General features: G+C 56.8%; 28 protein-coding genes, 2 tRNA genes and 1 pseudogene. 15 read left to right on the top strand and 16 right to left on the bottom strand.

Annotation, left to right across the window (positions count from 1 at the left end; genetic code table 11):
- Positions 1-295: 295 nt before the first annotated feature.
- The 7 genes from AAC621_RS11680 to purC all read right to left on the bottom strand — a co-directional run bounded on the left by AAC621_RS11680 (position 296) and on the right by purC (position 7,039).
- Complete coding sequence (locus AAC621_RS11680; RefSeq protein WP_340255951.1) at positions 296-979, bottom strand: hypothetical protein; 684 nt, start codon at positions 977-979, stop codon at positions 296-298.
- An 85-nt stretch (positions 980-1,064) separates the two neighbouring features.
- The gene (locus AAC621_RS11675; RefSeq protein WP_340255947.1) at positions 1,065-2,387 is read right to left on the bottom strand and encodes a sigma-54-dependent transcriptional regulator; all 1,323 of its coding nucleotides are present in this window, start codon (positions 2,385-2,387) and stop codon (positions 1,065-1,067) included.
- A 22-nt stretch (positions 2,388-2,409) separates the two neighbouring features.
- Positions 2,410-4,182, bottom strand: coding sequence for an ATP-binding protein (locus AAC621_RS11670; RefSeq protein ID WP_340255944.1), 1,773 nt, complete (start codon positions 4,180-4,182; stop codon positions 2,410-2,412).
- Positions 4,183-4,265: 83 nt separating this feature from the next.
- Positions 4,266-4,934 carry a phosphoribosylformylglycinamidine synthase subunit PurQ gene (gene purQ / locus AAC621_RS11665; protein WP_340255941.1) on the bottom strand — a complete coding sequence of 223 codons (669 nt, stop codon included), beginning with the start codon at positions 4,932-4,934 and terminating at the stop codon, positions 4,266-4,268.
- A gap of 18 nt (positions 4,935-4,952) precedes the next feature.
- Complete coding sequence (locus AAC621_RS11660; protein ID WP_317655036.1) at positions 4,953-5,990, bottom strand: zinc-binding dehydrogenase; 1,038 nt, start codon at positions 5,988-5,990, stop codon at positions 4,953-4,955.
- Between the two features lie 12 nt (positions 5,991-6,002).
- Positions 6,003-6,233, bottom strand: a complete 231-nt coding sequence (gene purS / locus AAC621_RS11655) for a phosphoribosylformylglycinamidine synthase subunit PurS (protein WP_340255939.1) — start codon at positions 6,231-6,233, stop codon at positions 6,003-6,005.
- 47 nt (positions 6,234-6,280) lie between these two features.
- The gene (gene purC / locus AAC621_RS11650; RefSeq protein ID WP_340242480.1) at positions 6,281-7,039 is read right to left on the bottom strand and encodes a phosphoribosylaminoimidazolesuccinocarboxamide synthase; all 759 of its coding nucleotides are present in this window, start codon (positions 7,037-7,039) and stop codon (positions 6,281-6,283) included.
- 229 nt (positions 7,040-7,268) lie between these two features.
- Between purC and AAC621_RS11645 the strand changes: the two genes are divergently transcribed.
- The 4 genes from AAC621_RS11645 (at position 7,269) to AAC621_RS11630 (ending at position 10,256) form a co-directional block, all read left to right on the top strand.
- Positions 7,269-7,583, top strand: a complete 315-nt coding sequence (locus AAC621_RS11645; RefSeq protein ID WP_340255937.1) for a DUF1476 domain-containing protein — start codon at positions 7,269-7,271, stop codon at positions 7,581-7,583.
- A 162-nt stretch (positions 7,584-7,745) separates the two neighbouring features.
- Complete coding sequence (bmt, locus tag AAC621_RS11640) at positions 7,746-8,759, top strand: betaine--homocysteine S-methyltransferase (RefSeq protein WP_340255934.1); 1,014 nt, start codon at positions 7,746-7,748, stop codon at positions 8,757-8,759.
- 135 nt (positions 8,760-8,894) lie between these two features.
- Positions 8,895-9,599, top strand: a complete 705-nt coding sequence (locus AAC621_RS11635; RefSeq protein ID WP_317655041.1) for a corrinoid protein — start codon at positions 8,895-8,897, stop codon at positions 9,597-9,599.
- Between the two features lie 6 nt (positions 9,600-9,605).
- On the top strand, positions 9,606-10,256 hold the full coding sequence (locus AAC621_RS11630; protein WP_340255932.1) for a DUF1638 domain-containing protein: 651 nt from the start codon (positions 9,606-9,608) through the stop codon (positions 10,254-10,256).
- Here AAC621_RS11630 and AAC621_RS11625 read toward each other — a convergent pair.
- Positions 10,253-10,678 (bottom strand): SufE family protein, encoded by a 426-nt coding sequence (locus AAC621_RS11625; protein WP_340242476.1) that lies wholly within the window; start codon positions 10,676-10,678, stop codon positions 10,253-10,255. The two genes, AAC621_RS11630 and AAC621_RS11625, sit on opposite strands and share 4 nt — an antisense overlap.
- Before the next feature lie 128 nt (positions 10,679-10,806).
- On the opposite strand from AAC621_RS11625, the gene AAC621_RS11620 reads away from it, so the two are divergent.
- Positions 10,807-11,250, top strand: a complete 444-nt coding sequence (locus AAC621_RS11620; RefSeq protein WP_340255929.1) for a hypothetical protein — start codon at positions 10,807-10,809, stop codon at positions 11,248-11,250.
- On the opposite strand, the gene rnd is transcribed toward AAC621_RS11620, so the two are convergent.
- The 3 genes from rnd to purM form a co-directional block, all read right to left on the bottom strand.
- Positions 11,247-12,407 carry a ribonuclease D gene (gene rnd, locus AAC621_RS11615; RefSeq protein WP_340255926.1) on the bottom strand — a complete coding sequence of 387 codons (1,161 nt, stop codon included), beginning with the start codon at positions 12,405-12,407 and terminating at the stop codon, positions 11,247-11,249. The two genes, AAC621_RS11620 and rnd, sit on opposite strands and share 4 nt — an antisense overlap.
- 76 nt (positions 12,408-12,483) lie before the next feature.
- Complete coding sequence (gene purN, locus AAC621_RS11610) at positions 12,484-13,086, bottom strand: phosphoribosylglycinamide formyltransferase (protein WP_340255924.1); 603 nt, start codon at positions 13,084-13,086, stop codon at positions 12,484-12,486.
- Positions 13,083-14,144 carry a phosphoribosylformylglycinamidine cyclo-ligase gene (gene purM, locus AAC621_RS11605; protein WP_340255920.1) on the bottom strand — a complete coding sequence of 354 codons (1,062 nt, stop codon included), beginning with the start codon at positions 14,142-14,144 and terminating at the stop codon, positions 13,083-13,085. Before purM ends, purN begins: the two co-directional genes overlap by 4 nt.
- A gap of 125 nt (positions 14,145-14,269) precedes the next feature.
- On the opposite strand from purM, the gene AAC621_RS11600 reads away from it, so the two are divergent.
- A tRNA-Ile gene (locus AAC621_RS11600) sits at positions 14,270-14,346 on the top strand.
- A gap of 16 nt (positions 14,347-14,362) precedes the next feature.
- Here the strand turns inward: AAC621_RS11600 and AAC621_RS11595 are convergent.
- The gene (locus AAC621_RS11595) at positions 14,363-15,697 is read right to left on the bottom strand and encodes an ATP-binding protein (protein WP_445322523.1); all 1,335 of its coding nucleotides are present in this window, start codon (positions 15,695-15,697) and stop codon (positions 14,363-14,365) included.
- Between the two features lie 52 nt (positions 15,698-15,749).
- On the opposite strand from AAC621_RS11595, the gene AAC621_RS11590 reads away from it, so the two are divergent.
- From AAC621_RS11590 to AAC621_RS11575, 4 genes are all read left to right on the top strand, one after another.
- Positions 15,750-16,604, top strand: a complete 855-nt coding sequence (locus AAC621_RS11590; RefSeq protein ID WP_340255917.1) for an MBL fold metallo-hydrolase — start codon at positions 15,750-15,752, stop codon at positions 16,602-16,604.
- A 71-nt stretch (positions 16,605-16,675) separates the two neighbouring features.
- Positions 16,676-16,750 (top strand) — tRNA-Asn (locus AAC621_RS11585).
- An 88-nt stretch (positions 16,751-16,838) separates the two neighbouring features.
- Positions 16,839-17,252, top strand: coding sequence for a hypothetical protein (locus AAC621_RS11580; protein WP_340255914.1), 414 nt, complete (start codon positions 16,839-16,841; stop codon positions 17,250-17,252).
- Between the two features lie 132 nt (positions 17,253-17,384).
- Complete coding sequence (locus tag AAC621_RS11575; protein WP_340255911.1) at positions 17,385-17,723, top strand: TfoX/Sxy family protein; 339 nt, start codon at positions 17,385-17,387, stop codon at positions 17,721-17,723.
- A 55-nt stretch (positions 17,724-17,778) separates the two neighbouring features.
- On the opposite strand, the gene ndk is transcribed toward AAC621_RS11575, so the two are convergent.
- Complete coding sequence (gene ndk, locus AAC621_RS11570; RefSeq protein WP_340255908.1) at positions 17,779-18,201, bottom strand: nucleoside-diphosphate kinase; 423 nt, start codon at positions 18,199-18,201, stop codon at positions 17,779-17,781.
- A gap of 103 nt (positions 18,202-18,304) precedes the next feature.
- On the opposite strand from ndk, the gene AAC621_RS11565 reads away from it, so the two are divergent.
- Both AAC621_RS11565 and AAC621_RS11560 read left to right on the top strand, forming a co-directional pair.
- Positions 18,305-20,155 carry an ABC-F family ATP-binding cassette domain-containing protein gene (locus AAC621_RS11565; protein ID WP_340256505.1) on the top strand — a complete coding sequence of 617 codons (1,851 nt, stop codon included), beginning with the start codon at positions 18,305-18,307 and terminating at the stop codon, positions 20,153-20,155.
- Between the two features lie 55 nt (positions 20,156-20,210).
- Positions 20,211-20,588 (top strand): annotated as a pseudogene (locus tag AAC621_RS11560) (MarC family protein); the annotation flags it as partial.
- Positions 20,589-20,599: 11 nt separating this feature from the next.
- Here the strand turns inward: AAC621_RS11560 and AAC621_RS11555 are convergent.
- The 3 genes from AAC621_RS11555 to AAC621_RS11545 all read right to left on the bottom strand — a co-directional run bounded on the left by AAC621_RS11555 (position 20,600) and on the right by AAC621_RS11545 (position 23,022).
- Positions 20,600-20,953: a protoglobin domain-containing protein gene (locus AAC621_RS11555; protein ID WP_340255905.1), complete on the bottom strand. Its 354-nt coding sequence runs from the start codon at positions 20,951-20,953 to the stop codon at positions 20,600-20,602.
- 117 nt (positions 20,954-21,070) lie between these two features.
- Positions 21,071-21,553 carry a DNA polymerase III subunit chi gene (locus AAC621_RS11550; protein WP_340255902.1) on the bottom strand — a complete coding sequence of 161 codons (483 nt, stop codon included), beginning with the start codon at positions 21,551-21,553 and terminating at the stop codon, positions 21,071-21,073.
- The gene (locus tag AAC621_RS11545) at positions 21,553-23,022 is read right to left on the bottom strand and encodes a leucyl aminopeptidase (RefSeq protein ID WP_340255899.1); all 1,470 of its coding nucleotides are present in this window, start codon (positions 23,020-23,022) and stop codon (positions 21,553-21,555) included. Before AAC621_RS11545 ends, AAC621_RS11550 begins: the two co-directional genes overlap by 1 nt.
- Positions 23,023-23,232: 210 nt before the next feature.
- On the opposite strand from AAC621_RS11545, the gene AAC621_RS11540 reads away from it, so the two are divergent.
- From AAC621_RS11540 to AAC621_RS11530, 3 genes are all read left to right on the top strand, one after another.
- Complete coding sequence (locus tag AAC621_RS11540) at positions 23,233-24,396, top strand: LptF/LptG family permease (RefSeq protein WP_340255896.1); 1,164 nt, start codon at positions 23,233-23,235, stop codon at positions 24,394-24,396.
- Positions 24,393-25,487: an LPS export ABC transporter permease LptG gene (gene lptG, locus AAC621_RS11535; protein ID WP_340255893.1), complete on the top strand. Its 1,095-nt coding sequence runs from the start codon at positions 24,393-24,395 to the stop codon at positions 25,485-25,487. The genes AAC621_RS11540 and lptG overlap by 4 nt, the downstream gene beginning before the upstream one ends.
- A 140-nt stretch (positions 25,488-25,627) precedes the next feature.
- The gene (locus AAC621_RS11530; protein WP_340255891.1) at positions 25,628-26,887 is read left to right on the top strand and encodes a peptidylprolyl isomerase; all 1,260 of its coding nucleotides are present in this window, start codon (positions 25,628-25,630) and stop codon (positions 26,885-26,887) included.
- Positions 26,888-26,891 lie beyond the last annotated feature (4 nt).

The raw sequence follows: 26,891 nt of genomic DNA, 5'->3' as shown, positions 1-26,891 counted from the left end.
GGGGGCAGATAAACTTTGCAGACGTCTGGCTGGCTCAAACCGCCAGATCACCCCTTTCACCATAGAGGCAGAGCGGGGAAGAGGGCAATGGGTTTTTTGGGGTGTGGGGGTGACAGCCTCGAACGCCTAGAGCCGAATCGCGGCCCCCTGACACACATTAAACGAAATGATGTCTACGCGCGCTAGTCTTTAAGCCGCCGCTTAAGTTCCGCAACTACGGATTTTGGAAACTTGATGTTGTCTAACAACCAACCGATACGTTCTTCCGCAGGTTTCCCAATTATCATTTGTGATTTCAACGCCTGAAATAATAAAAAAGGGAGGAATTAGTGAACGAGAGCATCGGGATCAGGTTAGCGGTCGGTTTCCGCGATAAATCTTCGGGGCCGCGAGAGAACGCGAAATTCCAAGAATGGAAGAGATCTGTGATATCGTCACCGCCAACATTCAAGGTGGCCTTTGGTGGTATTATTGGTCTTACCTGATAGTCAGGCTTTTCCAAAATCACATCGCAGTAAGTTCTGTCTTTGTATTCCTCAAGTTCATTCTCAGGCCAGTCACGCCCAACAATCCAGTCAAGACCTATTGTGCACCTTCGCAACTCGACAACAAGCTGATCCAGCTTGAAAAGATCATCCATTTGTTCCCGATGTGATACAAGGCTATATCTGCTATCTGGTTGTCGTTGTGTTTCTACATCATGAATGAAGTCGCCTACAGTTTGTGGCCTCCAAAAATCATCGTGCAACAATGCAGGCATAACGAAACTGGTGACTGCCAGTTCTCCCAAAATACTGGAATGTTCCTCCCAAAGCGCGAATATCTCATGTCCTCTAGATTTCTTGACACTGACCCCGTTCAACAAAAGTCCAGCTTTGAGATACTTTTCAATGGCTTGGAGCGATTGCCACCAGAATTCACCTGCGAATCCATAAATTCGAATAAAGCGCGCCAAAAAGTAATTTTGGTCAGCAGGCAAAACAAAAAAATCGTGAGTGGCGACACTTTTGAAGTGATTAAGGCTTGTATCAAAAATGATTACCTAACCCCAACGGTTGCCCCCCTCACAAATAATCCGACCTGCTCAACCCATATTTCGCCATTTTCTCGTTCAGCGTACGCCGTGGCAGGCTGAGTTCCTCCATCACGGCGGCGATGGAGCCGCGGTGGCGGCGCATGGTGTTGTCGATCAGCATCCGCTCGAACGCCTCGACATATTCTTTAAGGGGTTTGCCCTCGCCCATATCCTGCGGCACCACCTCGGTCGTGTCGTTCATCAATAGCGCCGTGATCGAGGCCGCGCCACGGCGGGCTTGCAGCGTGGCGCGTTCAGCCAAGTTCAGCAATTGACGCAGGTTTCCAGGCCATGGGGCCTGCAACATCTGCGCGGCCTCTTGGGCATTGGGGTGGATCGGGTCGGTGCCGTATTCTTCAGCATAATTTTCGGCGAATTGCGCGAACAGTGTCAGCACATCCTCGCCCCGCTGCCGCAAGGGGGGCAGCGCGATGCGCATCGCAGCCAAGCGGAAAAACAGATCGGGCCTGAGCGCCGCCTCGCAGCCCGCGGCCCCTTCGGCCCCGTTACAAATGGCAATGATCCGCAGATCGCGGCCCGCACTTTGCGCCTCGTCCAAGGCCGAGAGCAGCCGCGCCTGCAGCGCATCGCTGAGGGTTTCGACATCCTCAAGCACCAATGTGCCGCCGCGCGCGGCGTCTAGGGCGGGGCGGGCCAGATCGTTTTCTTCTGCGCCAAAGATCAGGCTGCGCAATTGCGCCTCGTCCTGCGCGCCACAGGTGACGGTGGCAAAGGGTTTGCCCGCACGGGGGCCGACCGCGTGCAGGGCATGGGCGACAAGGGTTTTGCCCGTTCCCGTCTCGCCCGTGATCAGGACATGACCATCGGCTTGGCCAAGGTCGAGAATATCTTCGCGCAGCCGCTCCATCGCGGGGCTTGTGCCCACCAAGCGGCGCATGATCCCTGTGCCATCGCTGAGTTCCCGTCTGAGCGAACGATTGTCGAGGGTCAAACGCCGCGCTTGGATCGCGCGTTTGGCAAGGCTGCTCATCTTTTCGGGATCGAAGGGTTTTTCGAGAAAATCAAAAGCGCCGATGCGCATCGCCTCGACCGCCATTGGCACATCGCCATGCCCTGTGATCATGATCACAGGCAGGCTGTGATCGATAGAATTCAGCCGTTTAAGAAAGGCCATCCCATCCATGCCGGGCATACGAATGTCACTGATAACAATGCCCGCGAAATCGGATGTGATCTCTTTGAGTGCCTCTTCCGCGCCGCCATAGGTTTCGGTTTCAAACCCAGAAAGGGCCAACCATTGGCTGATCGATTGGCGCATATCCTGTTCGTCATCGACAATCACAACTTTCATTCCAACCCGATCCTTTCGCCGCCTATTCTGCGGCACCCTTTATCTGATGACGCGGCAGCCTGATTTCAAATACCGCGCCGCCTGTCTCGCTGTTGCGCGCGCGCAAGCGGCCGCCAAAATCGGTGACAATGCCCGAAGAAATCGCAAGGCCAAGCCCCACCCCTTCACCAGGCTTCTTGGTGGTGTAAAACGGCTCGAAGAGTTGATCTAAATCTTCGATCCCTGCCCCGCTGTCACGCACCGAGAGAACCGCCTCATCCCCCTCGGCCAAAAGGATTTCAATGCGCCGCGTCTCTTGGCCTTTCATCGCATCAAGGGCGTTGCGCAACAGATTGATGATCACCTGTTCTAGCCGCACGATATCGCCCAAGATCATCACGGGCTGGTTGGGGATGATTTGTGCGATTTCCACCTTCATCTGCCGCATTTGCGGCTCCATCATGGTCATCGCGCCTGTGATCGCATCGCGCAGATCAACGGGGGTAAAACTGTCGCCGCCTTTGCGGGCATAGGATTTGAGCTGCCGCGTGATCGCCCCCATACGCTCAATCAGATCGTCAATGCGCTGAAAGGAGGACATCGCCTCATCAGGGCGGCGGCGCTGCAACAGCAATTTCGCCCCTGCCAGATAGGTTTTCATAGCCGCAAGCGGTTGGTTCAACTCATGGCTGACAGCAGCGGACATTTCCCCCAAGGCGGCCAATTTCTGGCTCTGCGCAAGCGACAATTCGGCCTGCTCCAAATCGCGCTGCGCTTTTTCGCGCTCGGCAATCTCGCGGCTGAGGCGATCATTGAGGCGGCGCAATTCCGCACTTTCGCGTTGAAACACGGCCGTTTGCAACCGCGCGCGGCGCGACAACAGGTAAAACGCGCCCGCAAGCACAAGGGCAAAGCCCATAGTCAAAAGGGCCAATACCCCGTTCACCCGCTCACGCACCGAGGCATAGGCGGTGTAGGACACGATTTCCCACCCGCGAAAGGGCATATCTTGGGTAAGGCGCAGCGTATCATCGCCGAACACATAACCCTCCTCGCCAAAGGCCCAATCTCCCGCATTCTCAATGGCACGGCGAATGGCCGATGGGGCATCTTGGCGGGCCAAGGCATCCGCCTCAATCAAGCCACGCCAACGGGGTTCGGTTGCCAAAATGATCTCGCCTGACCCTTGGGTGATGAATACAGCCTCGGATGCCCCGCGCCATTGTTCGACCACAAGGGCCAAGTTCACCTCGACCATGATCACGCCTAAAAGCTGATTATTATCAGTGATATGGCGCGAAAAGGTAAAGTCATACCGCCCTGTGGCGGGTTCGTTTGAGGTAAACACCGTATCTGCGCTGCGCACCGCTTGCACAAAAAAGGGCTCGCTTGCGCGCAATTCCCCAAGCCGCGCGCGGTCAGTCGCAGCAACAACGCGGCCCGAGCGGTTCAGCAGAACAAAAGAGGCCGCCCCGATTTCATCCAAATAAGAAATCAGGCGTTGTGAGGTGGCAGTAAATTCCCCCTCGCGCAACGCGGTGATGAGGACAGGGTCGCGCGATAACAACAGCGGCACGACAGAGCTGCGCTGTAGCTCTGACATGATCGTGCCAGAATAAAGCGCCAATCGGATTTCTGCGCGGTTGCGGGTGCTTTCGGTTAGGCGCTCGGTCAGAAACAGGTTCACCGCCCAGATCGTAACGACAAAGCCCACCAAGAACAGCGCCAAGAACAAGCGCAATACCCATACGCCACTCAAGCGTGGTAAGGCACGCAAGCGGCGGGGCTCAAGAGTGGGGCGTGTGTTTAGGCTCATGGTGCAAACCTACGCGCGCCCTGCAGGCCAGACAAGAAGATTAGATCACGCTTGCGCGATGTCTTGCCGATGGCAGAGCCGCGCTAGGCTGCAACCAAGGCCTGTGCCAAACCTGCAAAAACGCCGGCACCATCCGTGCCGCCATGCAACGGCTCACAGGCGCGCTCAGGATGCGGCATCATCCCCAAAACGCGGCGGTTTTCTGACAGGATGCCTGCAATATCCTCGACCGCGCCATTGGGGTTTTCGACATAGCGAAATGCCACCCGCCCCTCGCCGTTCAAGCGCGCAAGCGTCTCTGCATCGGCTTGATAATTTCCCTCATGATGCGCGATTGGCACCTCAATCACAGCGCCCTGTTCATAGGCGGTGGTGAAGGCACTTTGCGTGTTTTCAATGCGCAATCCAACCGTTTTGCAAATATAGCGGGTCGACATATTCTGCAGCAGCGCACCGGGCAGCAATTTGGTTTCCGTCAAGATTTGGAACCCGTTGCAAACCCCAAACACATACCCGCCCCGATCCGCATGGGATTTTAACGCGCCAGAAATGGGCGATTGCGCGGCAATCGCGCCGCAACGCAAATAATCGCCATAAGAAAACCCGCCCGGAACACCAACCAAATCCACCCCGTCAGGCAGTTTGGTGTCCTTGTGCCAGACCATATCCACGGAAAAGTCCGCGTGTTCAAAGGCGCGCTTCAGATCGCGGTCACAATTCGATCCGGGAAACACAAGAACGGCGGCTTTCATCTTTGGGGGTTCCTTTCGTCAGGACGTAAAATCAGTGATGACCGCCACACCGGGCGGTGTTGGGCCATTGAATGCGGCAAGCTCGGCCCCTGTTTGCGAAAGCGGGATTTCCCGCGCAATCAGGGGGGACATATCCACGCGCCCCGCCTCGATCAAACCCAACAGGCTTGGATACCGCCAAGAGGGCATGCCGCGCGTTCCGTAAAGGGCCAGATTGCGCATATAGACCGTGTTCATATCAATCTGCATCTGGGCCGTATGCCCAACGGGCATGCCCACCTGCACATGACGCCCCAAGGGACGCAGACATCCAATAGAGCCTGCAACCGTGGCCTCGATCCCGAGGGCCTCGATGCTGACATGCGCACCGCCCTTGGTGATTTCGATGATCTTGGCCGCGACATCGCCATCACGGGCGTTCACGCCTGCGTCAATGCCCAAAGACAGGGCATGGTCGATCTTTTCCTGCACGACATCAACGACAACCACAAAAGCCCCAAGCGCCTTGGCCAAAATTGCGGCAGAAAGGCCAATGCCGCCCGTGCCATGCACAGCGACCCATTCCCCCGCCTGCACGGCCGCGCGCCCCGTCAGCGCGTGCCATGATGTGGTCACACGACACCCGAGCCCCGCCGCAACAGTCGGTGACAGAGTTTCGGGCAAGCGCGCAAGGTTATGATCAAAGGGAACGGCGACATATTCGGCAAAGGCGCCCGGCTCAGTAAAGCCCGGCAAGCGTTGATTGGGGCATGTGTGACCCGCGCCCGATTGACAGGTCGGGCAAGAGCCGCAGGAGAGAATAAACGGGGCAACCAAACGATCCCCCTTTTTATAGGTGGCGCGCGGGCCTGCTTCGATCACTTCGCCGCAATATTCATGTCCGCCGATTTGACCAGGTTTGATGCGCGGATGCTCGCCCACCCAACCATGCCAGTCAGAGCGACAAACGCCACAAGCCAGAACTTTGAGGATCACTCCGTCTTCGGGGCATTCAGGGTCTGACACAGTTTCAATAGACAGGTCTTTGTTATATTCACGCAGGATGGCAGCACGCATCGACAGACCCCTTTAGCTGATCGCGATTTGGTAGCTTTCGATCACAGTATTGGCCAAAAGCTTTTCGCACATCTCGCGGATTTGGTCTTCCCTTGTGCCATCAGCCAGATCAAGCTCGATCACTTTACCCTGACGCACACCCGAAACACCCTCAAAGCCCAAAGCGCCCAGCGCGTGGCGCACCGCCTCTCCTTGTGGATCAAGAACCCCCTGCTTCAACATCACGGTCACGGTTGCGCGCATTACTTTCGCCTTTCTGTCTACGTTCAATCTGCGAAGCGGGGCTTCGCTTAATTCACCAATGTCGGGCCTGACATCGTGCCCTGATCCGGCAAAACGCCAAGGCGCTTGGCCACCTCGGTATAGGCATCTGCCAAATCACCCAAATCACGGCGGAAGACGTCTTTGTCCAACTTCTGGCCCGTTTTCATATCCCAAAGGCGGCAGCTATCGGGGCTGATTTCATCGGCCACAATCAGGCGCATATAATCGCCCTCCCAAATGCGGCCAATTTCAATTTTGAAATCCACCAATTTGATGCCGACACCCATCATCAGGCCAGACAGGAAATCATTCACCCGCAAGCCTAGCGCGACCATATCGTCCAAATCTTGCTGACTGGCCCAGCCAAAGGCAATGACATGTTCTTCAGCCACCAAAGGATCACCCAGCGCATCATCCTTGTAGTAAAATTCAACAATCGGGCGCGGCAGGGCTGTGCCCTCCTCAATCCCCAATCGCTTGGAAATCGAACCCGCGGCGACATTGCGGATCACCACCTCAAGCGGGATGATCTCAACGCTGCGGATTAACTGCTCGCGCATATTCAGGCGGCGAATGAAATGGGTTGGAACGCCAATTGCATTCAGACCCGACATGAAAAATTCGGAGAGGCGGTTGTTCAACACGCCTTTGCCGTCAATCGTGGCGCGCTTTTCCGCATTAAAGGCGGTCGCGTCATCCTTGAAATATTGCACCAATGTGCCTGGCTCGGGGCCTTCATATAGGATTTTCGCCTTGCCTTCGTAGATTTTTTTACGCCGTGCCATGATGTCTCCAATCCCTGATCTGCGGGAGGCAGGTGGTGGTCTGAGATCGGGGGGGGTGCAACGCTGCATCTGGCCCAGACCAATGCTGCGCCCCGCTCTCTCTTGCTCGCGCAATAGACCAAAGCGCGCTGTGTCGCAAGTTGGATTGCCAATCACTGCTTGCGGCCAAAACCCTGCTAAGGCTATCACAGGGATAAACCGCAAGCTCACCGCCCAAGGAGACAGATTAATGAGCACATTTGACGACCGTGAACACGCGTTCGAAGCAAAATTCGCGCATGACGAAGAAATGAAATTCAAGCTTGAAGCGCGCCGCAATAAACTGGTGGGCTTATGGGCCGCCGAAATCTTGGGCAAAACGGGCGATGCGGCCGAGGCCTACGCCAAAGAGGTGATCCGCGCTGATTTCGAGGAAGCAGGCCACGAGGATGTCATCGGCAAACTTAAGGCAGATTTGGGCGATAAAGTTTCGGAAGATGAGCTGCGCGCAAAATTTGACGCGCTCTTGATCGACGCAAAGACCCAATTGGTGAACGAGAATTAATCACCACCCCCGCCTAAATTCTGCGCACCCCGTGCATCTGTTGCGCGGGGTGTTTCTTTTTTGACCTCGCAGATTTTTCATAAAGATCATGTGGATTTTCGGGCTTGCATCATTGCCCCAGAGGGGCCATGTCGCAGCTGATGTGACACAAGGAATTTTATTATGTCGAACCGTTTGCAAACCCTTTTGGAAACCCGCGATTGGCTGATGGCCGATGGCGCAACGGGCACGACCCTCTTTAACATGGGGCTGCAATCGGGCGATGCGCCAGAATTGTGGAACGAAGATCACCCTGATCGCATTGCCGAACTCTATCGCGGGGCCGTCAATGCGGGTTCCGATATCTTCTTGACCAATTCGTTTGGTGGCACGCGTGCACGGCTGAAATTGCATGATGCCCAAGATCGTGCCTTTGACCTAAACCGAATTGCCGCAGAAATTGGCCGCGAAGTTGCTGATGCCTCTGGCCGCGAGGTGGTCGTTGCAGGGTCCATGGGGCCAACTGGTGAGATCATGGTGCCAATGGGGCCTTTGACCCACGAGGCCGCCGTGGAGATGTTCCATGAGCAGGCCGAAGGGCTAAAAGCAGGCGGTGCGGATGTATGTTGGGTTGAAACAATCTCAGCCCCCGAAGAATACGCCGCCGCGGCCGAAGGCTGCAAACTTGCGGGTATGCCATGGTGCGGCACCATGAGCTTTGACACGGCAGGGCGCACGATGATGGGTGTCACCTCCGCCGCGATGTCGGATTTGGTCGAAAAACTGGATCACAAACCCTTGGCCTATGGCGCAAATTGCGGTGTTGGGGCCTCGGATTTGATGCGCACGGTTCTGGGCTTTCGCGCCTCGGGCAACGAGCGTCCGGTGATTGCCAAGGGCAATGCAGGCATCCCCAAATATGTTGATGGCCATATCCATTACGATGGCACCCCTGAGTTGATGGCCCGTTACGCGGTTCTGGCCCGCGATGCCGGGGCCAAGATCATCGGGGGCTGTTGCGGCACCCAACCTGTCCATCTTGCGGCGATGCGCAAGGCGCTAGAAGAGACCCCGCGCGGCGCGGTTCCAAGCCTTGAACAAATCGCCGAAGAATTGGGCGGCTTTTCCTCAGGATCAGATGGCACGGATGGCAATGGCCCGCAGCGCCGCGAGCGCACAGGCCGCCGCCGCAGCTAATTTGGTATGCAATCGCATGGGCAAAGGTCGCCTGCGGCGGTCGTGATGTCGTAAATTTGCGCGTCTGGTGGCGCGAAGAGCTTAGGTAATCGTTCAAACGCTATCGGCTGAGTGCCGCTTCAGGAGACGCTTGAGATGTCTGACGAAAATGATGAAATCATCCTCTCAGAACTGGACGATGACGAACTTGTCCAACAAATGTTCGATGACCTCTACGATGGTCTGAAAGAAGAAATCGAAGAGGCGGTTAACATTCTGCTAGAGCGTGGATGGGCCCCCTACGACATCCTGACCAAGGCCTTGGTGGGTGGCATGACCATTGTGGGTCACGATTTCCGTGATGGCATCTTGTTCGTGCCTGAAGTTTTGATGGCCGCAAACGCGATGAAAGGTGGCATGGCCATCCTTAAGCCGCTTTTGGCGGAAACAGGCGCACCCCGTATCGGCAAAATGGTGATTGGCACGGTAAAGGGCGATATCCATGATATCGGCAAAAACCTTGTCACCATGATGATGGAAGGCGCAGGTTTTGAAGTGGTTGATCTTGGCATCAACAACGCGGTCGAAGCCTATCTTGAAGCCTTGGAAAAAGAGACCCCCGACATTCTGGGGATGTCCGCACTTTTGACAACGACCATGCCGTATATGAAGGTCGTGATCGACACGATGAAAGAGCAAGGCATCCGCGATGATTACATCGTGTTGGTCGGTGGCGCGCCCTTGAACGAAGAATTTGGCCGCGCGATTGGCGCAGACGCCTATTGCCGTGACGCGGCCGTGGCCGTGGAAACCGCCAAGGAGTTCGTTCTGCGCAAACACAACCAAATGGCCGCGCATTAAGCGAGTATGACAAAACCCAGCCCCCATCTGCCAGATGACGATACGTTACGCGATAGCGGCGTTTCAGCATCTGGCAGGGGGCAGGTTTTGCTTTTGGCCTGCGGGGCCTTGGCGCATGAGGTTTTGGCGATCAAAGCAGCCAATGGGTTTGACCATCTTGACCTGCAATGCCTGCCTGCCATTTTGCACAATCGCCCCGAATTGATCCCTGACGCGGTTGAAGCGGCGGTCACGCGGGCGCGTGGGAATTACGACAGTATCTACGTGCTTTATGCCGATTGCGGCACAGGCGGGGCTTTGGCCGCGCGCTGCGCCGCGCTTGGTGTTGAAATGCTCGAAGGCCCGCATTGCTATAGCTTTTTCGAGGGCAATGTTCGCTTTGAAGAATTGGGCGAGGTCACAGCCTTTTACCTGACGGATTTCCTTACCCGTCAGTTTGACGCTTTTGTCACCCGCCCTCTTGGCCTCGATAAACACCCCGAATTGCGGGATATGTATTTCGGCAATTACGAAAAACTGGTTTATCAAGCGCAGACAGATGACGCCGTCTTAACCGAAAAAGCCAAGGCCTGTGCCGATTTTCTGGGCCTTGCCTTTGAACGCCGCTTTACGGGCTATGGTGATCTTGAAACGGCCCTGAAAAAATGGGGGGATTAACCCCGCGCTTCTGCCGCCAATAGGTGAATGCGTTCGACCATGGCCCGCAACCCGTTTGAGCGCTGCGCAGAGAGGTGGTCATTCAACCCCAACCGCGCCAATTCTGCCCGTGGATCAACCGCCAGAACTTCGGCAATGCTCAGGCCCGCATAAAGCGCGTGCAAGACCGCAATCAAGCCGCGCACAATCATCGCGTCACTTTCGCCTTGAAAGTCAAACCGCGCCTCTGGCCCCTGCCCTTCGATCCGCGGCATGATCCAGACCTGCGAGGCGCAACCATCCACCTTGGTGGCGGGAACGCGCATCGCTTCGGGCAAGGGCTCCATCGCTTTGCCCAATTCGATCACATGGCGATAGCGGTCTTCCCAATCATCCAGAAATTCGAATGTGTCTGCGATTTCCTCAAAGCGTTCGCTGGCCATTCTGCCCTCATCCTTTTGTCACCTCCCCCTGACCTAAAGCGCAGCCCCCCATTCGTCCAGAGGCGCTTTTCAAAACCGCCTTGATAGGGTAGCACTCAAAGGGTGATGCTTTGCCAAGAGGGGCCAATATGCTGCGCACTGCCATTTTTGCTGCGATGATCTTGGGGCTTGCGGGCTGTTCCACGCGGCTGAACCCCTTCAACTGGTTCGGAAATGACCGCCAAGAGCAGCGGATCGAGGTTGTGCTGGTCGAGGAATTTGTCGATCCACGCCCGCTTGTCGCAGATATCATCTCGCTTGAGGCGGATCAGGTTGACGGCGGCGCCATCATCCGCGCCGTAGGACGCGCAGAGCGTCAAGGCTATTGGGAGGCCGAACTGGTCGAGATTTCCAATGAGGATGGGCTCATGCTGTTCGAATTCCGCGTGGTTCCCCCGCGGGATGACACGGCAGAAGGTGCGCCGCGCACACGCGAAATTCTGGTCGGCACGTTCCGCAGCGCGAATGAACTGCGCGGTGTCACGCGGATCAGCGTGCAAGGGGCCAATAACCGCCGCACGGTATCGCGTTAAAGTTCGAACAAAACCACTTTGCTGCCTTTGACCCCAAGGCCCACATCGCCTTGAACAAGGCGCAATGCATCTTCGCCAAAGACCTTACCGCGCCAACCTTTGCGCCACACGCCATCCAAATGGCCAGAAGCGATATTGTCCAAATCCGCGCTGGACGCGATCAGCTTTTGTGCAACGCCCGCCTCATCGGCTTTGGCCTTGAGCAAGACACGCAGCAAATCCGCCAAGGCAGGGTTGAGGTCACTGCGATCTGGCCCATTTGGCAATTTGGGGAATTTTTCGGGCGGCGTCTCTATGCCGCGATTGACCGCTGCAATAATACCATCGGCAATATCGCCCCGCCGCGCCTCGCGCAGCAATAGGCGCGATTTCGACAAATCTGCCAAAGAGCGCGGCTTGGTCGAGGCCAATTCCATCAAGGCATCATCTTTGAAGACGCGCGAGCGCGGGATGTTACGTTCCTGGGCATAGGCCTCGCGGAAGGTGGCCAATTCGCGCACAACCGCCAAAAGCCTACCCGAGCTTGAGCGCATTTTGATCCGCATCCACGCGTGATCTGGATTTACGATATAGCTGTCCGCATTGGTCAGCTGCGCCAATTCTTCCTCCATCCATGCGCTGCGCCCAGATCGGGCCAGTTGCGCGGACAGATATTCATAAATCTGGCGAAGATGCGTAACATCGGCCAAAGCATAGGTTTTTTGCGCATCCGATAGAGGACGCCGCGACCAATCGGTAAAGCGTGAGGATTTATCAAGCGCGGCCTTGGCAATTTTGCGCACCAAAGTTTCATATCCCACTTGATCGCCAAATCCGCAGACCATTGCGGCCACTTGCGTATCAAAGAGTGGCGCAGGCACGAGCCCGCCCTCGACATGAAAGATCTCGAGATCCTGCCGCGCGGCATGAAACACCTTGACCACATCACGATTGCGGAACAGCTCATAGAGCGGCTCAAGCGACATGCCTTCGGCCAGTGGGTCAACCAAAACCGCACCACTGTCATCCGTGCCCGGCATCGCCAATTGAATAAGACACAGCTGCGCGTAATAGGTGCGCTCGCGCAGGAATTCGGTGTCAACGGTCACATAAGGGTGCTGTGCGGCGGCCTCGCAAAATTCGGCCAATTCGGATGTGGTTGTCAGCGTCTTCGGCAAGGGCGTTACTTCTTCAATTTTTCCGCGATACACGGGTTTACGAAAAGGCGCAGGAAAAGGAAAGCCCCCCTCTCGATCACGGCGCAGCATCCTCAAAGATCAGCGGGCTGCGATCCCCCGCAGCAAAGCGGCGCAACACGGCAGGGTAAAGGCGATGCTCCTGCACCAAAACCCGTGCGGCCAATGTTTCGGGCGTATCCCCCGCCATCACAGGGACGCGTGCCTGCCCCAAGATCGGGCCATCATCCAAATCTGCAGTCACCTCATGCACTGTGCAGCCTGCAATGTCATCCCCCGCCTCAATCGCGCGGGCATGGGTATGCAGGCCACGATATTTGGGCAATAGCGAAGGATGAATATTCAGCATCCGCCCCTGATAGCGGGCCACAAATTCAGCGGTCAAAACCCGCATAAAACCTGCAAGCGCGATGATATCAGGCTGATATTGGCCAAGCTCCTTGGCCATTTCCGCCTCAAAGGCCGCGCGATCTGCGCCAAAGGGTTTGTGATCGACCACGGCCGTTGGCACGCCTGCGGCCTCTGCCTTAGCCAGACCGCCCGCATCAGGGATATTCGACAAAACCACACAGGCCCGCGCGGGGTGATCCCCCGTCATTGACTTGAGCAGTTCCACCATATTGGAACCGCCCCCTGAAATCAGGATGGCGACCCGTTTCACGAAAGCGCGCCGTCATAGGTCACGCCCGCGCCCGCCTCAACCACGCCAAGCCGTGTCACGGTTTCACCCGCAGCCACCAAAAGCCGCGCAATCGTATCGGCCTCAGCCGCATCGACAACCACGCACATCCCAATCCCAGCGTTAAAGGTCTTGAGCATCTCGCGCGTCTCAATCCCGCCTGTTTCGGCCAACCACTGGAACACGGGTGGCAGGCCCCAAGCGCCCAAATCAATCCGCGCGCCAAGCCCCTCTGGCAGGACACGAGGCAGGTTCTCGGTCAAACCACCGCCCGTGATGTGGGCCAACCCATGCACCCCGCCTGCGCGGATCGCCTCAAGAATAGGTTTCACATAAAGCCGTGTTGGGGCCAAAAGCGCGGCGCCAAGGCTTGTCTCGGGGGCGAAGGGCGCGGGGTCTGACCATGCCAAACCCGACACATCAACAATGCGGCGCACCAAAGAATAGCCGTTTGAATGCACTCCATCGGAGGCCAAGCCAAGGATCACATCGCCCGCGGTGACATTGGCAGGCAGGCTTGCGCCACGCTCCATCGCGCCAACGGCAAAGCCCGCAAGGTCGAAATCGCCTGCGTCATACATACCAGGCATTTCGGCGGTTTCCCCCCCAACCAAAGCACAGCCCGATTGCGCACAGCCCTCGGCAATCCCTTCGATGATCCGCGTAGCCTGATCCACCGCCAATTTGCCCGTGGCAAAATAGTCAAGGAAGAACAAAGGCTCCGCCCCTTGGCAGACCAGATCATTCACGCACATCGCCACCAGATCAATGCCGATGGTGTCCACCGCGCCCGTATCAATCGCGATGCGCAGCTTGGTGCCAACCCCATCGGTGGCGGCAACCAATATCGGGTCATGATATCCTGCGGCTTTGAGATCAAACAAAGCCCCAAAACCGCCCAGTCCCGACATCGTCCCCACCCGCGCGGTTGCGGCAGCGGCAGGTTTAATCCGATCAACAAGCGCATTGCCCGCATCAATATCAACACCCGCTTGGGCATAGGTGAGACTGTTTTTGGGCGCTTGCGCATCTGCGGGCATCGGTCGGGCCTTTCATCAGGGGGCGTGATTTTCCGCCCTGATACCGATCTTCGCCGCCTTCGTCCATAAGCGAGTGATCCAATACTTGACCCCCTCGCATTGGCGCAGTAACCCAAGCCCTACGGGGGCCTGTAGCTCAATTGGTTAGAGCAGAGCGCTCATAACGCTTTGGTTGCGGGTTCAAGTCCTGCCGGGCCTACCATCCTCCCCCATTACGGCTATCGCGGCAGAATGATATCTGCCTTTAATCCGCCCAGATCGGCGCTTTGCCCTAAAGTCAGCCGCCCGCCATGCCGCCGTGCGATATCTTGCGCAATCGCCAAACCCAATCCAACGCCCGAGCCGCGATTTTGGTTTCGCGCCACATCCAACCGCACGAAGGGGCGCATCGCCTCCTCGCGCTGATCTGCGGGGATTCCTGGCCCGTCATCTTCCACAGAAATGCGCCATTGGCGCGGCGTAAGCGACAAGGTCACACGCGCCTCGCTGCCATATCGCTGCGCGTTTGAAATCAAATTGCCAAGCGCACGGCGCAGCGCCGCAGGTCGGAATGTGGCCGTATAATCCTGAAGCATCCCACTGTTCGAAGAATGGGCAAAGTTGATCTGCGCCCCTGACCGCGTGGCATCCGAGACAATCTCGCGCAGGAATTTATCAATATCCAATTCCGCCAAATCATCCAACGCATCGCCACGGGCGAAATCAAGAAACGCCTCGAGCAGGGTTTCCATCTCCTCGACATCACGGCGCAGGGCCGTCACATCTTCGCTTTCCTCCACGACACTCAGGCCCAATTTCATCCGCGTCAGCGGGGTGCGCAAATCATGGCTGACACCAGACAACATCATGGTGCGCTGTTCGATCTGGTTTTCAATACGATTGCGCATATCGAGGAAGGCGCGGCCCGCACTGCGCACCTCCAATGCCCCTGCGGGGCTGTAATCCACGATGCGGCCTTTGCCGAAATCCTCAGCCGCTCGCGCCAAGCGGCGAATAGGGCGCAATTGGTTGCGCAGAAAGAGAAACGCCACAGTGGTCATCAAAATGCCCGTAAACACCATCAAGACCAACAATTGATGCGGGTTGGAGGCCGATACACGCCGCCGTGCAATCTCGGCATCCACGCGCGTGCCATCGGCAAGACTAAGTCCGATCATCACTTTGCGCTCATCGGTGATCAGATCAATCCATGTCACCTCAGGCACCGCACGGCGCAAAACCTCAATCACACTGCGCCCCGAGAGGTCATAAAAGGCGCGCGCTTCCAGTCCCTCGCCCTCAAATGGTTTGGCCCCACCTTCAAAAAGGCTGATCTCAAGCGGGGCGGCCACACTGCGCCCTGCCCAAATCCCGCCGCGCTCAATCTCTTGGAAGATAAAGCGCAGCTCAACCGCCAACCCCTCCATCATCTGACGCGTCACCCCGTCAAAATGGCGCTGCAAAAACGCCGCAGAGACAACAAGTTGGATCGTCAAAATCGGCACAAGCATGATCAGCGCAGCCCGCCCATAAAGGCCGCGTGGCAGCATTTTCTTGATCAATCGCGTCAACATAGGCCATCTATAGCCGCGGCCCGCGCAAAGCGCCAAAGGAAAAACACGCCCGATGATGACCGAGCATGGCTCACTTTTGCGCAGCATCTGCGCCCCAAACCCTTCGCTCATGACGGCAGAGGGCACATTGACCTATATGCTGGGGGAAAGCTCTATCGCTGTGATTGACCCCGGGCCCGCATCAGATCAGCATCTGGCCGCGATCCTCGCGGCCGTGCCGCAGGGCGGACGGATCACCCATATTTTTGTCACCCATGCGCATTTGGATCACAGCGCCCTCGCCCGCCCTTTGGCCGCGGCAACACAGGCGCCCATTTTGGCGGCAGGACCATGGGATATGGGGCGCAGCACGCTGCCTGATCTAGGCGGTGGCGAGGGGGTGGATCACGGCTTCATCCCCGATATCGCCCTGCCCGATGGAGCCGTGATCGAGACAGAAGACTGGCGCATCACCGCCCATCACAGCCCCGGCCATATGGGCAATCATATGAATGTCGCATGGCAAGATGTCGAATTTTGCGGCGATATCGTAATGGATTGGTCAAGCACCTTGATCTCCCCGCCTGATGGTCATTTGGGGGCCTATTTGACCTCGCTCGCCGCAATCGAGGCGCGCGGGCCAAAACGGCTTTTGCCCGCCCATGGGGCCGCGATTGCGACCCCCCGCGCGCGCTGTGCCGAGTTGCGCGCCCATCGCGCGATGCGACATGGCCAGATTCTTTCTGCCCTCACAGCAACCCCGCGCAGCCTCAGCAGCCTACGCGCCGAAATCTACCCCGATCTTCAGCCCGTGCTGCACCCGATGGCTGAGCGCAATATTTTGGCACATCTCATTGGATTGATTGAAGAAAACCAAGCAAAACCAGATAGCTCCCTCGGCGTCACGGCAGGTTTTTCGAGAATTTGATCCAAAGAATGATTTTTTCGCCCCAAAGCACTGGACGCGCAAAAATCGTCTTGCTATACGGCCCAACGTGTTCCGGCGTAGCTCAGCGGTAGAGCAGTTGACTGTTAATCAATTGGTCGTAGGTTCGATCCCTACCGCCGGAGCCAATTTTCTCTGAAATTTCAATTGGCAGAGACGTTGCAGGGCCGCGCTCTAAAGGCGTGGCCTAGGTTATGCGCGCATGACCAATTCTTTTTGATTGCGAATGTGGCGTTCGACCAAGCGGCGGCCCCGAACGCGGCGCTTGAGCATGAACGGGCCGGGGAGTTGTCCGCTCCCTTCGAGACCGACGTCGATCGGCAGGCCTTCCGGGCGGAGATCGCACGGGTGCTGGATGACCGCCAACCCAACCGCCTCGCATCTGGGAATACGGGTGCGCTCGACAAGGTCCTCGAGGACCGGCTGGACAGGTTCTATGTCGCCAAGGTCTATCTGCAGTCCGATTCCGCCACGGCCAATACCGAGGCCCTGCGCAGGTCGTCGATGATCTGGCCGACACCGAATACAAACGGCACCGCGCAACGGACGTGGACGGCGAGACTGAGCGGGGCTAGGTCCATCGAGCGCCACGATGGGCAAGGCACGGATCGCATAAAAAAATCATATTAAATTTTCATGTCATTTTGTAAAAATGGAAGTTTTTGCGCCAAAATCGGCGGATATTCGCGCGTTTTGCCACGTTTCTCGGCACGAAACGAATAAGATAGACCACGCCACATGGCCGCCCCTGAGGATATTACAATGCCAAAACCCGATCCCAATGATCTGCAATCCTTGCGCAATATCGGCCCTGCCATGGCACAAAGCCTGCGCAAGTCTGGGATCAAAAGCGCCTCAGATTTGCGCGAACTGGGGGCAGATCAGGCCTATATCGCGCCGTTACGCTCAGGGGTATCGCCCCGTTTCATCATGTATTACGTTCTGCATATGGCACTTCAAGGTCGCGCTTGGAACGATTGCAAAGGGGCTGAAAAAGTCAAACTGCGCGCAAGTTTTGATCAGATTTACAATGACCACCACGATCCAGACCGCAACGAATTTGAACGCCAAATGGATATTCTTGGCTTGCGCGCAAAATAAAAGCCGCACAGTTCATTAACTGTGCGGCCCTCATTCAAGGACTATGGTGATCGGCTTAGCCGACCAATTCTAGGCCTGCAAAGAAATAGGCGATCTCTTCCGCAGCCGTTTCAGGGGCGTCTGACCCGTGAACCGAGTTTTCACCTTTCGACAGCGCGAAATCTTTGCGGATTGTGCCCTCTGCCGCTTCGGCAGGATCGGTGGCGCCCATGACGTCGCGATATTTCGCAATCGCGTTTTCGCCTTCCAGAACCTGCACAACAACAGGCTCAGACGCCATGAATTCGCACAGCTCGCCGTAGAAAGGGCGCTCTTTATGCACGGCGTAGAACACCCCTGCCTGCGCAGGGGTCAGGTGAATGCGCTTTTGCGCGATGATGCGCAGGCCCGCTGCTTCGATCTTTGCGTTGATTGCACCCGTCAAGTTACGCTTGGTTGCATCGGGTTTAATGATGGAAAATGTGCGTTGCATGGCCATTGGTCTCTCCATGGGAAGGTGAATTTGGCGCGGCCATAACATGAGGGATCAGAATAGGGAAGCCACGATTGACAGCACGCGCCAAGCCGTGCATGAGCCGCGCATGTTGCGCATATCTGATCTCTCTTTTTCTATGGCGGGTCGTCCCCTGTTTGACGGGGCCAGCGCGACCATCCCCACGGGGCATAAGGTGGGCATTGTCGGGCGCAATGGCGCGGGCAAGACCACGCTGTTTCGCCTGATCAAGGGGGAATTATCGCTTGATGATGGGGTGATTGAGATCCCCGCCCGCGCGCGCATTGGGGGCGTCAGCCAAGAAGTGCCTGGCAGCGCGGTGTCGCTGCTCGACACTGTCTTGGCCGCCGATACAGAGCGCGCCGCCCTCATGGCCGAGGCGGAAACCGCTGCGGGCGAACGCATGGCCGAGGTGCAAACACGGCTTGCCGATATTGATGCTTGGTCAGCCGAGGCGCGCGCCGCCACGATCCTGCGGGGTTTGGGCTTTACCGATGCGGAAACCGCCCGCCCCTGTTCCGATTTTTCGGGCGGGTGGCGAATGCGCGTGGCCTTGGCCGCCGTTCTGTTCTCGCAACCTGATTTCCTACTCTTGGACGAACCCACCAACTATCTCGATCTTGAGGGAGCGCTCTGGCTTGAGGCCTATCTGGCCAAATATCCCCACACTGTCCTTGTCATCAGCCATGATCGCGGACTGCTCAATCGCGCGGTGGGGCATATCTTGCATTTAAGCAATCAAAAATTGACCCTTTATGCGGGCGGCTATGATGATTTCATCAAAACCCGCACGGCGCAGCGGGCGCTACAATTTGCAGAAGCCAAAAAACAAGAGGCGCGGCGCGCGCATTTGCAAAGTTTCGTGGATCGCTTCCGCGCCAAAGCCTCGAAGGCAAAGCAAGCACAGGCGCGGCTTAAGATGCTCGAACGGATAGAACCCATCCGCGCGCTCGAAGACGCGGCCCGCACCGTCTTCACCTTCCCCGAACCTGAAACGCTCTCGCCGCCTATTTTACGACTGGACGGGGCAAGTGTTGGCTATGAGGGGCGCGCGGTTCTGTCAAAGCTGGATTTGCGCATTGATCAAGATGACCGCATCGCTCTGCTTGGCCGCAACGGCGAGGGCAAATCGACCCTGTCCAAATTGATTGCGGGAAAATTGGCGGCAATGGCAGGCAGCGTCACGGCCTCCTCCAAGTTACGGGTCGGGTATTTCGCGCAGCATCAGGTTGACGAATTGCATTTGGACGAAACCCCGCTTGATCACCTGCGCCGCGCGCGCCCCGAGGAGGCGCCGACACGCCACCGCGCACGACTTGCGGGGTTTGGTCTGGCGGCGGCGCAGGCCGAAACCAAAGTTGGCCAATTATCGGGCGGGCAAAAGGCGCGATTGTCCTTATTGCTCGCGACTTTGGACGCGCCGCATATGCTGATCTTGGATGAGCCGACCAACCATCTGGATATCGAAAGCCGCGAGGCCTTGGTCGAGGCACTTTCGGCCTATTCGGGGGCGGTGATCTTGGTCAGCCATGATATGCACCTTTTGGGGCTAGTGGCCGATCGGTTGTGGCTGGTCGCAAATGGGCAGGTTGCCCCCTATGAGGGCGATTTGGACAGTTATCGCGCCACCCTCTTGGGGGCGCGGCCAGAAAAACCCAGCAAAGACAAGCCCGCCCCAACCGCACCCCGCCCAAGCCATGACGAGATCAAAGAGATCCGCGCCGAATTGCGCCGTGCTGAAGCGCGGGTCGAAAAGATTATGGAGATGCATGAGAAACTCTCGGCAAAACTGGCCGACCCTGCGCTCTATGAGGCCGCCAAAGCATCTGAATTGGCGCAATGGCAGGCGAAGTTCACCGAAATCGAAGAGGGTTTGGCGCGCGCCGAAGCGCTTTGGGTCGCAGCACAGGCGCGGCTTGACGCAGCGTTGCAAGAATAGCCCCCTCCCCCCGATTTCATTTGACCTTTGCCCCCTCAAAGGTCAGGGATAGGGTATGGAATTTGCAACCCTCATCCCCGTTTTTGTGGCGCTTTTTGTCATTATTGATCCCATCGGTTTGGCGCCGCTCTTTGTCGCGCTGACCCGCGGTATGGGCGTGGCGGAAAGGTGGAAGATTGCACTGCCGGCGACCCTGATCGCCTTTACCTTGTTGACGCTTTTTGGCGTGGCGGGTGAGGCCGTTTTGAACTTCCTTGGTATTTCCATGCCTGCCTTTCGCATCGCGGGCGGGATTTTATTGTCTTTGACCGCGCTTGATATGCTGTTTGAGCGGCGCAGCGCCCGCCGACAGGGACAGGCGGATCAACCCCATAAAGACGACCCAAGCGTCTTTCCACTCGCCACTCCCCTAATCGCAGGGCCTGGTGCCTTGCGCGTCAGCGCCTAAAGCAACCGTCCCGTTGCTTTGGAATAGGCGGAAACATAGACAAAAAGGGGCAGATCAATCTTGGCATGGATCGCCCCCACGCGCTGCACCGAGGCAAAATAATCCGCATCAAAACGCCCAGAAAACAGGTTGATCCAATGCGCCTTTTGCGCTATGAGCGCATGATCAACCGAAGCCTCTATTTTGAAATATTTGGCCAAATCAGCATCGTTCAAGGCATGGGCGTAAAATTCCGACAGAACGGCATCAATCTCGGGCACAATAAGCGTGCCCACATTGGCCAAAAGGTTTAGGTCGCCCCCGACCAAATTGAATTCGGGCAGATGTTGATCAAATTCATAGGCAACCATAGGCCAGACCCTCTCCTCAACGACTGATGGGCGCACAATCATGGCCCAAGGTGACGAGGGTTCTAAAGGATGGAGTCCTAATAATTCGTCAAAGAAATTCGGTTTTTAATAGAAAAATCAATATTTTGTCGAAGGTTGTGGATGTTCACGTTCCATTTTCCACGCCCCTGAGGCCTGCGACCAATATTGAAGACGCAGGCCCGCCTCGGCAAAACTGCGCCAATGGTTGCGCGCATGGGTGACGGCTGCCTCATCTTGGCCGTCAAAAACCAAAACAGCGCGGGTCAGGCCTGCGCAGTCCTCAGGTGTGATCGTGGCCCCGCCAATCGCCACCAGATAATCGGGGCGATTGGCGCGCAGATCGCCTGTGCCAATTAAAATGGGTTGAAGCTCGGCATCCGCCCCGCCCTCAACCCCGTGGGGCAGAAAACGCTCGGGCGGATGCGCGGCCCATAAAAGGTCATCCATCCGCGCCACGCTTTGCGCATCGGGCGCGCGCAAGGCCACGCGCCACCCTTGCGCCAAAGCGCGCTCAATCAGCATGGGCAGAACCTGCTCAAGCCGCGAGCGGGTCAGATGGTAGAACCACAGTTCGGACATCAGCCTTCGTCAAACATCTCTTGGATCAACCGATCCAGTGCCAAAACGCCCCAACCTGTTGCCCCCGCAGGGGCGTATTTGCTGTCCTTAGCAATCGAAGCAACGCCTGCAATATCAAGGTGAATCCAAGGCATGTCTTTCTTGACAAAACGCTGCAAGAATTTGGCCGCTGTGATCGAGCCCGCAGGCCGCCCGCCTGTGTTTTTAATATCGGCAATGCGGCTTTTGATCAGGTCATCATAGCTGTCATCCAGTGGCATCGGCCATGCGCCTTCATCTTCGGCCTTCGCGGCCTTTAGGAAGGCTGCGCAAAGCGCATCATCATTTGCAAAAACGCCTGCATTGTCATGGCCCAGACCAATGATAATTGCGCCCGTCAGCGTGGCCAAATTTATCATCGCCCGTGGGGCAAAGCGTTCTTGCGCATACCACAGCACATCCGCAAGAACGAGGCGCCCTTCGGCATCGGTATTGATGACCTCGATTGTGTCCCCTTTCATCGAGACCACAACATCACCTGGACGCTGCGCGCGACCATCGGGCATATTTTCAACCAAGCCAACCAGACCAACCACGTTGGCGCGCGCCTTGCGTAAGGCCAGACCTTTCATCACCCCCGCAACTACACCTGCGCCGCCCATATCCATGGTCATATCTTCCATGCCTGCGGCGGGTTTTAGGCTGATGCCGCCTGTATCAAACACAACCCCCTTGCCCACGAGGGCAAAAGGCTGCGCATCACCTGCGCCCATCCATTCCATCACCACAACCTTGGACGGGCTTTCCGAGCCTTGCCCGACCCCCAAAAGGGCGCGCATTCCCAATTTTTCGAGCGCGGGTTCATCAAGAACCTCGACATTGACGCCGAGCGCGGCCAAATCACTGAGTTGTTCGGCAAAACTGGTGGTCGTCAGAACATTGGCAGGGGCGTTGACCAGATCACGGGTGAAAAACACCCCTTCCACCACCGCCAAAAGCGGCGCGGCCTTTGTGGCAATCTCATCAGGTTTGCTGCAATAGAGCGTGACGCTGCCATAGCTTTCGGGGGTTTTGGATTTGTGATCGCCAAATTCATAGCCCCGCAAGACCACCCCAAGCGCCAAATCCGCGCTACGTGCGAAATTACCCGCACATATATGCAACTCTGATTTGCCCGCCGCGACCCGCAATTTAGCGCCCGCGCGGCGTGCCGCTTGCGCGGTGACGCGGCGCTCCGTTTTGAGGAGCAACACGGCCTCTGCCGCCATGCCCGCAGGATAGGCCAAGACCATGACATCGCCCGCGCTTAATCCCTCCCATGCAGGGCTGCCAAGCGCCCTATCCACTGCGCCTTTGCTCAGGCGGTTCAAACGCCGCCCCGCTGCATCCAAACCACCCTCTGGCGTGGCCAAACAGGCAATCTTTCCCGAAAGCCCCTTAAGCGCATCTAGATCAATTTCGCAAAACTGTGTCGCGGATGGACGGGTCATGAAGATCCTCACATTGGTTGAAAGCGTCATTTAACGGCAACACTAGGGCGCAAACTGCGGCTTGACCAGATGGGCGATTGCATGAACCCGCGCCCTTCGCGCGCAAGCCTTGCATTAAGCCCCAAAAACCCCCAAAACCAAACGAACTTGTGGGTAATCAGGCCCGCTTGCGCCCCAAGGATATGGGCTCAATTTACAAAGGCTGCGAATTTGACACGATATGATCGTTATATCTTGCTCATGTGCCTCAGTTTCTTTGGCTTCTTCGCGCTTGTTTTGGTGTCCGTCTATTGGATCAACCAAGGGGTTGATTTGTTCGATCAATTGATCTCGGACGGCCAAACCATTTTGGCCTTTCTCGAACTGACCACATTGGCGCTTCCGCCGATTATCATGATTGTGCTGCCTGTGGCGGGGCTTGTGGCGACCCTTTATGTATTCAACCGCCTGATCACCGATAGTGAATTGGTGATTTTGCAGACCGCCGGCATCTCGCCGCTGCGCCTGTTACGGCCCGTTTTCTATTTCGGGGCGATTATCGCGTTTTTGGTTGCGGGCCTTAGCAATGGCTTGGCCCCGCAGGCCCAAGCACAATTTCGCGAAAGATCAAACATCTTGGGCAATGATCTTGTCGCTCAGTTGCTGCGCGCGGGCGTGTTCCAATCCCCGATCTCGGGCATCACAATTTATATCAGCGATATTTCACCTGAGGGTGAGTTGCAGGGGCTGTTTATCCATGATCGGCGCAGTGAAACCCGCGAAGCGACCTATCGCGCGGATCGCGGGTATCTTTTGCGCGATGCTGAAAATGCGCGGCTGATCTTGGTATCAGGGCGCAGGATCACCTTGGATCGGGTCATAAACCGCCTGAGTACTCTCAGCTTTGAGCGATTGAACTATGATATCACACAGGCACAAAGCCCGACTGCATCAGGCAGCGGAGAAGATGACGAAGTTCTGCCCGAAAGCGAGCGCGTGATGTCCACGCCTGCGCTCATTGCGGCGGATCAAGATCTTGCGAACCGCGCGGGCATTGCCCTTGATCGTATAAAATGGGAACTGCATTATCGTTTCGCGCAGGCCATGTTCGCGTTTTTTGTGCCTTTGATTGCGGCCAGTTGCCTGATGCTGCGCAATTTTTCGCGGCTTGGGTTATGGGCGCAGATCCTGCTGGCCGTAGGGTTGGCTATCCCGTTGCAAATGAGTACAAACCTTCTAAGCGCTCAGGTGATCAATGCGCCGCATTTGGCACCATTGGCCTATGTGCAGCCACTGCTCTGCGCCGTGGTGTTCGGGGCGGTGCTGTTGGCCGTATATAAAACTGCGCATTGGCGCCCGATGCGGCAGCCTGATCTGGTTGAGGGCGGCGCATGATCCTGCAACTTTACCTCGCGCAGCGTTATTTCAAAAATTTCCTCACCGTGTTGGCGATCTTTGCGATGATCCACATGGTGGTGGATCTGACAGAACAGATGCGAAAAATCGCGCTCAACGGCGGGGATTTGGGCGATGCGCTCACGCTTGCGCTGCTCAACATGCCGTCAGCGCTTTACTCCCTCTTTCCGCTGGTTGTCATGCTGGCGACCTTGGTCTTTTTCCTGTCACTGGCACGCAGTTCGGAGTTAGTGGTGGTGCGGGCATCGGGGCGCTCGGCTTTGCGGGCCACGATGGCCCCAATTGGCGTGGCCGCCCTCATCGGGATCATAGGTCTTTTGGTGATCAACCCAATCGTGGCCGACACCCAAATCGCGCATGAGCGTAAGTTGGCGCAGGTGCGCGGCACCCAGGAACGCACCTTGGCCATCACGCAAGAGGGGCTTTGGCTGCGCCAAGGCACGCGCGATCAGCAAACCGTCATCAACGCGCTGCGCGCCAATAGCGATGGAACGCAGTTATTTGACGTCACCTTCTATAATTTCGATACATTTGGCCGAATTGAACAGCGCATTGACGCCGATGAAGCGCGTCTTGGACTGCAATCATGGGATCTAACCCGCGCCAAGATTTGGGACTTGACCCAAACCAACCCCGAGGCCAGTGCAGAAAGCTTTGAAAGCTATGCCGTTCCCTCAACGCTGACGCGGGAACAAATTCTCGATTCCTTCGGGGATCCGAGCAATATCTCGATTTACGCCCTTCCCGATTTCATTACGCAGTTGCAGGATGCGGGATTTGCGGGACTGTCGCATCGGGTCTGGTTCCAGATGCAGTTGGCAAACCCCTTGATGCTGATGAGCATGGTCTTGATCGGTGCAAGCCTTACGATGCGTCACACCCGTTTTGGCCGCACGGGGCCTTTGGTGCTCGCCGCGATTTTGTTGGGTTTTGGCCTCTATTTTCTGCGCAGCTTTGCCCAAGTTTTGGGTGAGAATGGTCAGCTTTCCGCCTTTATCGTTGCATGGACACCGCCCCTTGCGGGATCGCTTTTGGCGCTTGGGGTGATTTTGCATATGGAAGATGGCTAAGACAGTGATGGATCGGCCCAATACATGCGGGGGGCATGAATTTCCCCTCGCTTCGCTTGCCCGCCTCTTGTAGGCTTGGCACAAATATAAAACGGGCGCCCTGACGCCGCCCCTCGCAAGAGTGACCGAAGAAGGACAAGATGAGTTCACATCACGTATCTTCCCCAATCTTGGGTAAATTCTTGGGCGCGCGCGCCGCGCGCAACCTTTGTTTTGGTGTGAGCATGGGATGCGCCTTGGCGCTTGCCCCTGCACAAATGCGCGCGCAATCGCTCGATTTCACGCCTGTGATTGCGGTCAATGATACGGTGATCACCCAATATGAGGTGGATCAACGCGCCACGTTTTTGGGCATCTTGAATGCACCAGGTGACCTACAGGCCCGCGCGCGCGAGGTTTTGGTTGAGGAACGCCTGCAAATGGCCGCCGCCCAAGCAGCGGGGCTCACAATCACCCAAGATCAGTTGATGATCGGAATTGACGAATTTGCCGCCCGCGCAAATTTGGACGGCCAAGGTTTGATTGATGCACTTGAGAACGAGGGGGTCGCCTATGAGACCCTGCGCGATTTTATCAATGCAGGCCTTTTATGGCGCGAGATCTTGCGCAGTCGGTTTGGGGCACGCGCCCAAGTCTCTGAGGCCGAGATTGACCGCGCACTTGCGCTTGGCTCCAACGGGGGCGGGGCGCAAATTCGTTTGGCGGAATTGATCCTGCCGATTGAAGGCAACGATATCGACACGCTGCGCGCGGAATTGCTGGCGATTGCCGAAGATGTGGACGGAAACCTAACGGCTTTTGCCGATGTCGCCCGCGCCCGTTCAGCCGCCCCTACCGCGGTTGACGGCGGCGCGTTGGATTGGCGGCCCCTATCATCCCTGCCCCAAGGCCTGAGTGCCATGTTGATCACCTTGGATGTTGGTGACGTCACCGAACCCGTCCCTTTGGGGCCTGGGATTGGGATTTTTCAAATGCTGGGCTTTGAAGAGGTAGGATATCAATTCCCAACGCCGAGCAGTTATGATTACGCAACCATTCTGCTTTCAGGGCCAGATGCCGCTGCGCGCGCCGCTGAGATCGCCGCGCAAAATGACCGCTGCGATGATCTTTATGGCACCCTAGAAGGTCAGTTTGAACGGATCAGCGCCCCGCGCGCCGAAGTGCCCGCAGATATTGCGGCAGAACTTGCTAAGCTTGACCCGAATGAAAGCTCGACCGCCCTGCGCCGCAACAATGGCGCCGATCTTCTGATGGTTTGGCTGTGCAATCGCACAGTCGAGCTTGAAGATGGCGCGCGCGAGGAAATTCGCCAAGCCTTGTTCTCGCAGCGCCTTGAGACTTATGCCTCTGGCTATCTTGAGGAATTGCGCGCGGACGCCATCATCCGTGATTTGGACTGATCCC

It is taken from the genome of Roseobacter sp. HKCC-CH-9208, from assembly GCF_037805125.1.
Taxonomy (GTDB): domain Bacteria; phylum Pseudomonadota; class Alphaproteobacteria; order Rhodobacterales; family Rhodobacteraceae; genus M30B80.
This window is presented reverse-complemented; position numbering and strand designations above follow the sequence as displayed.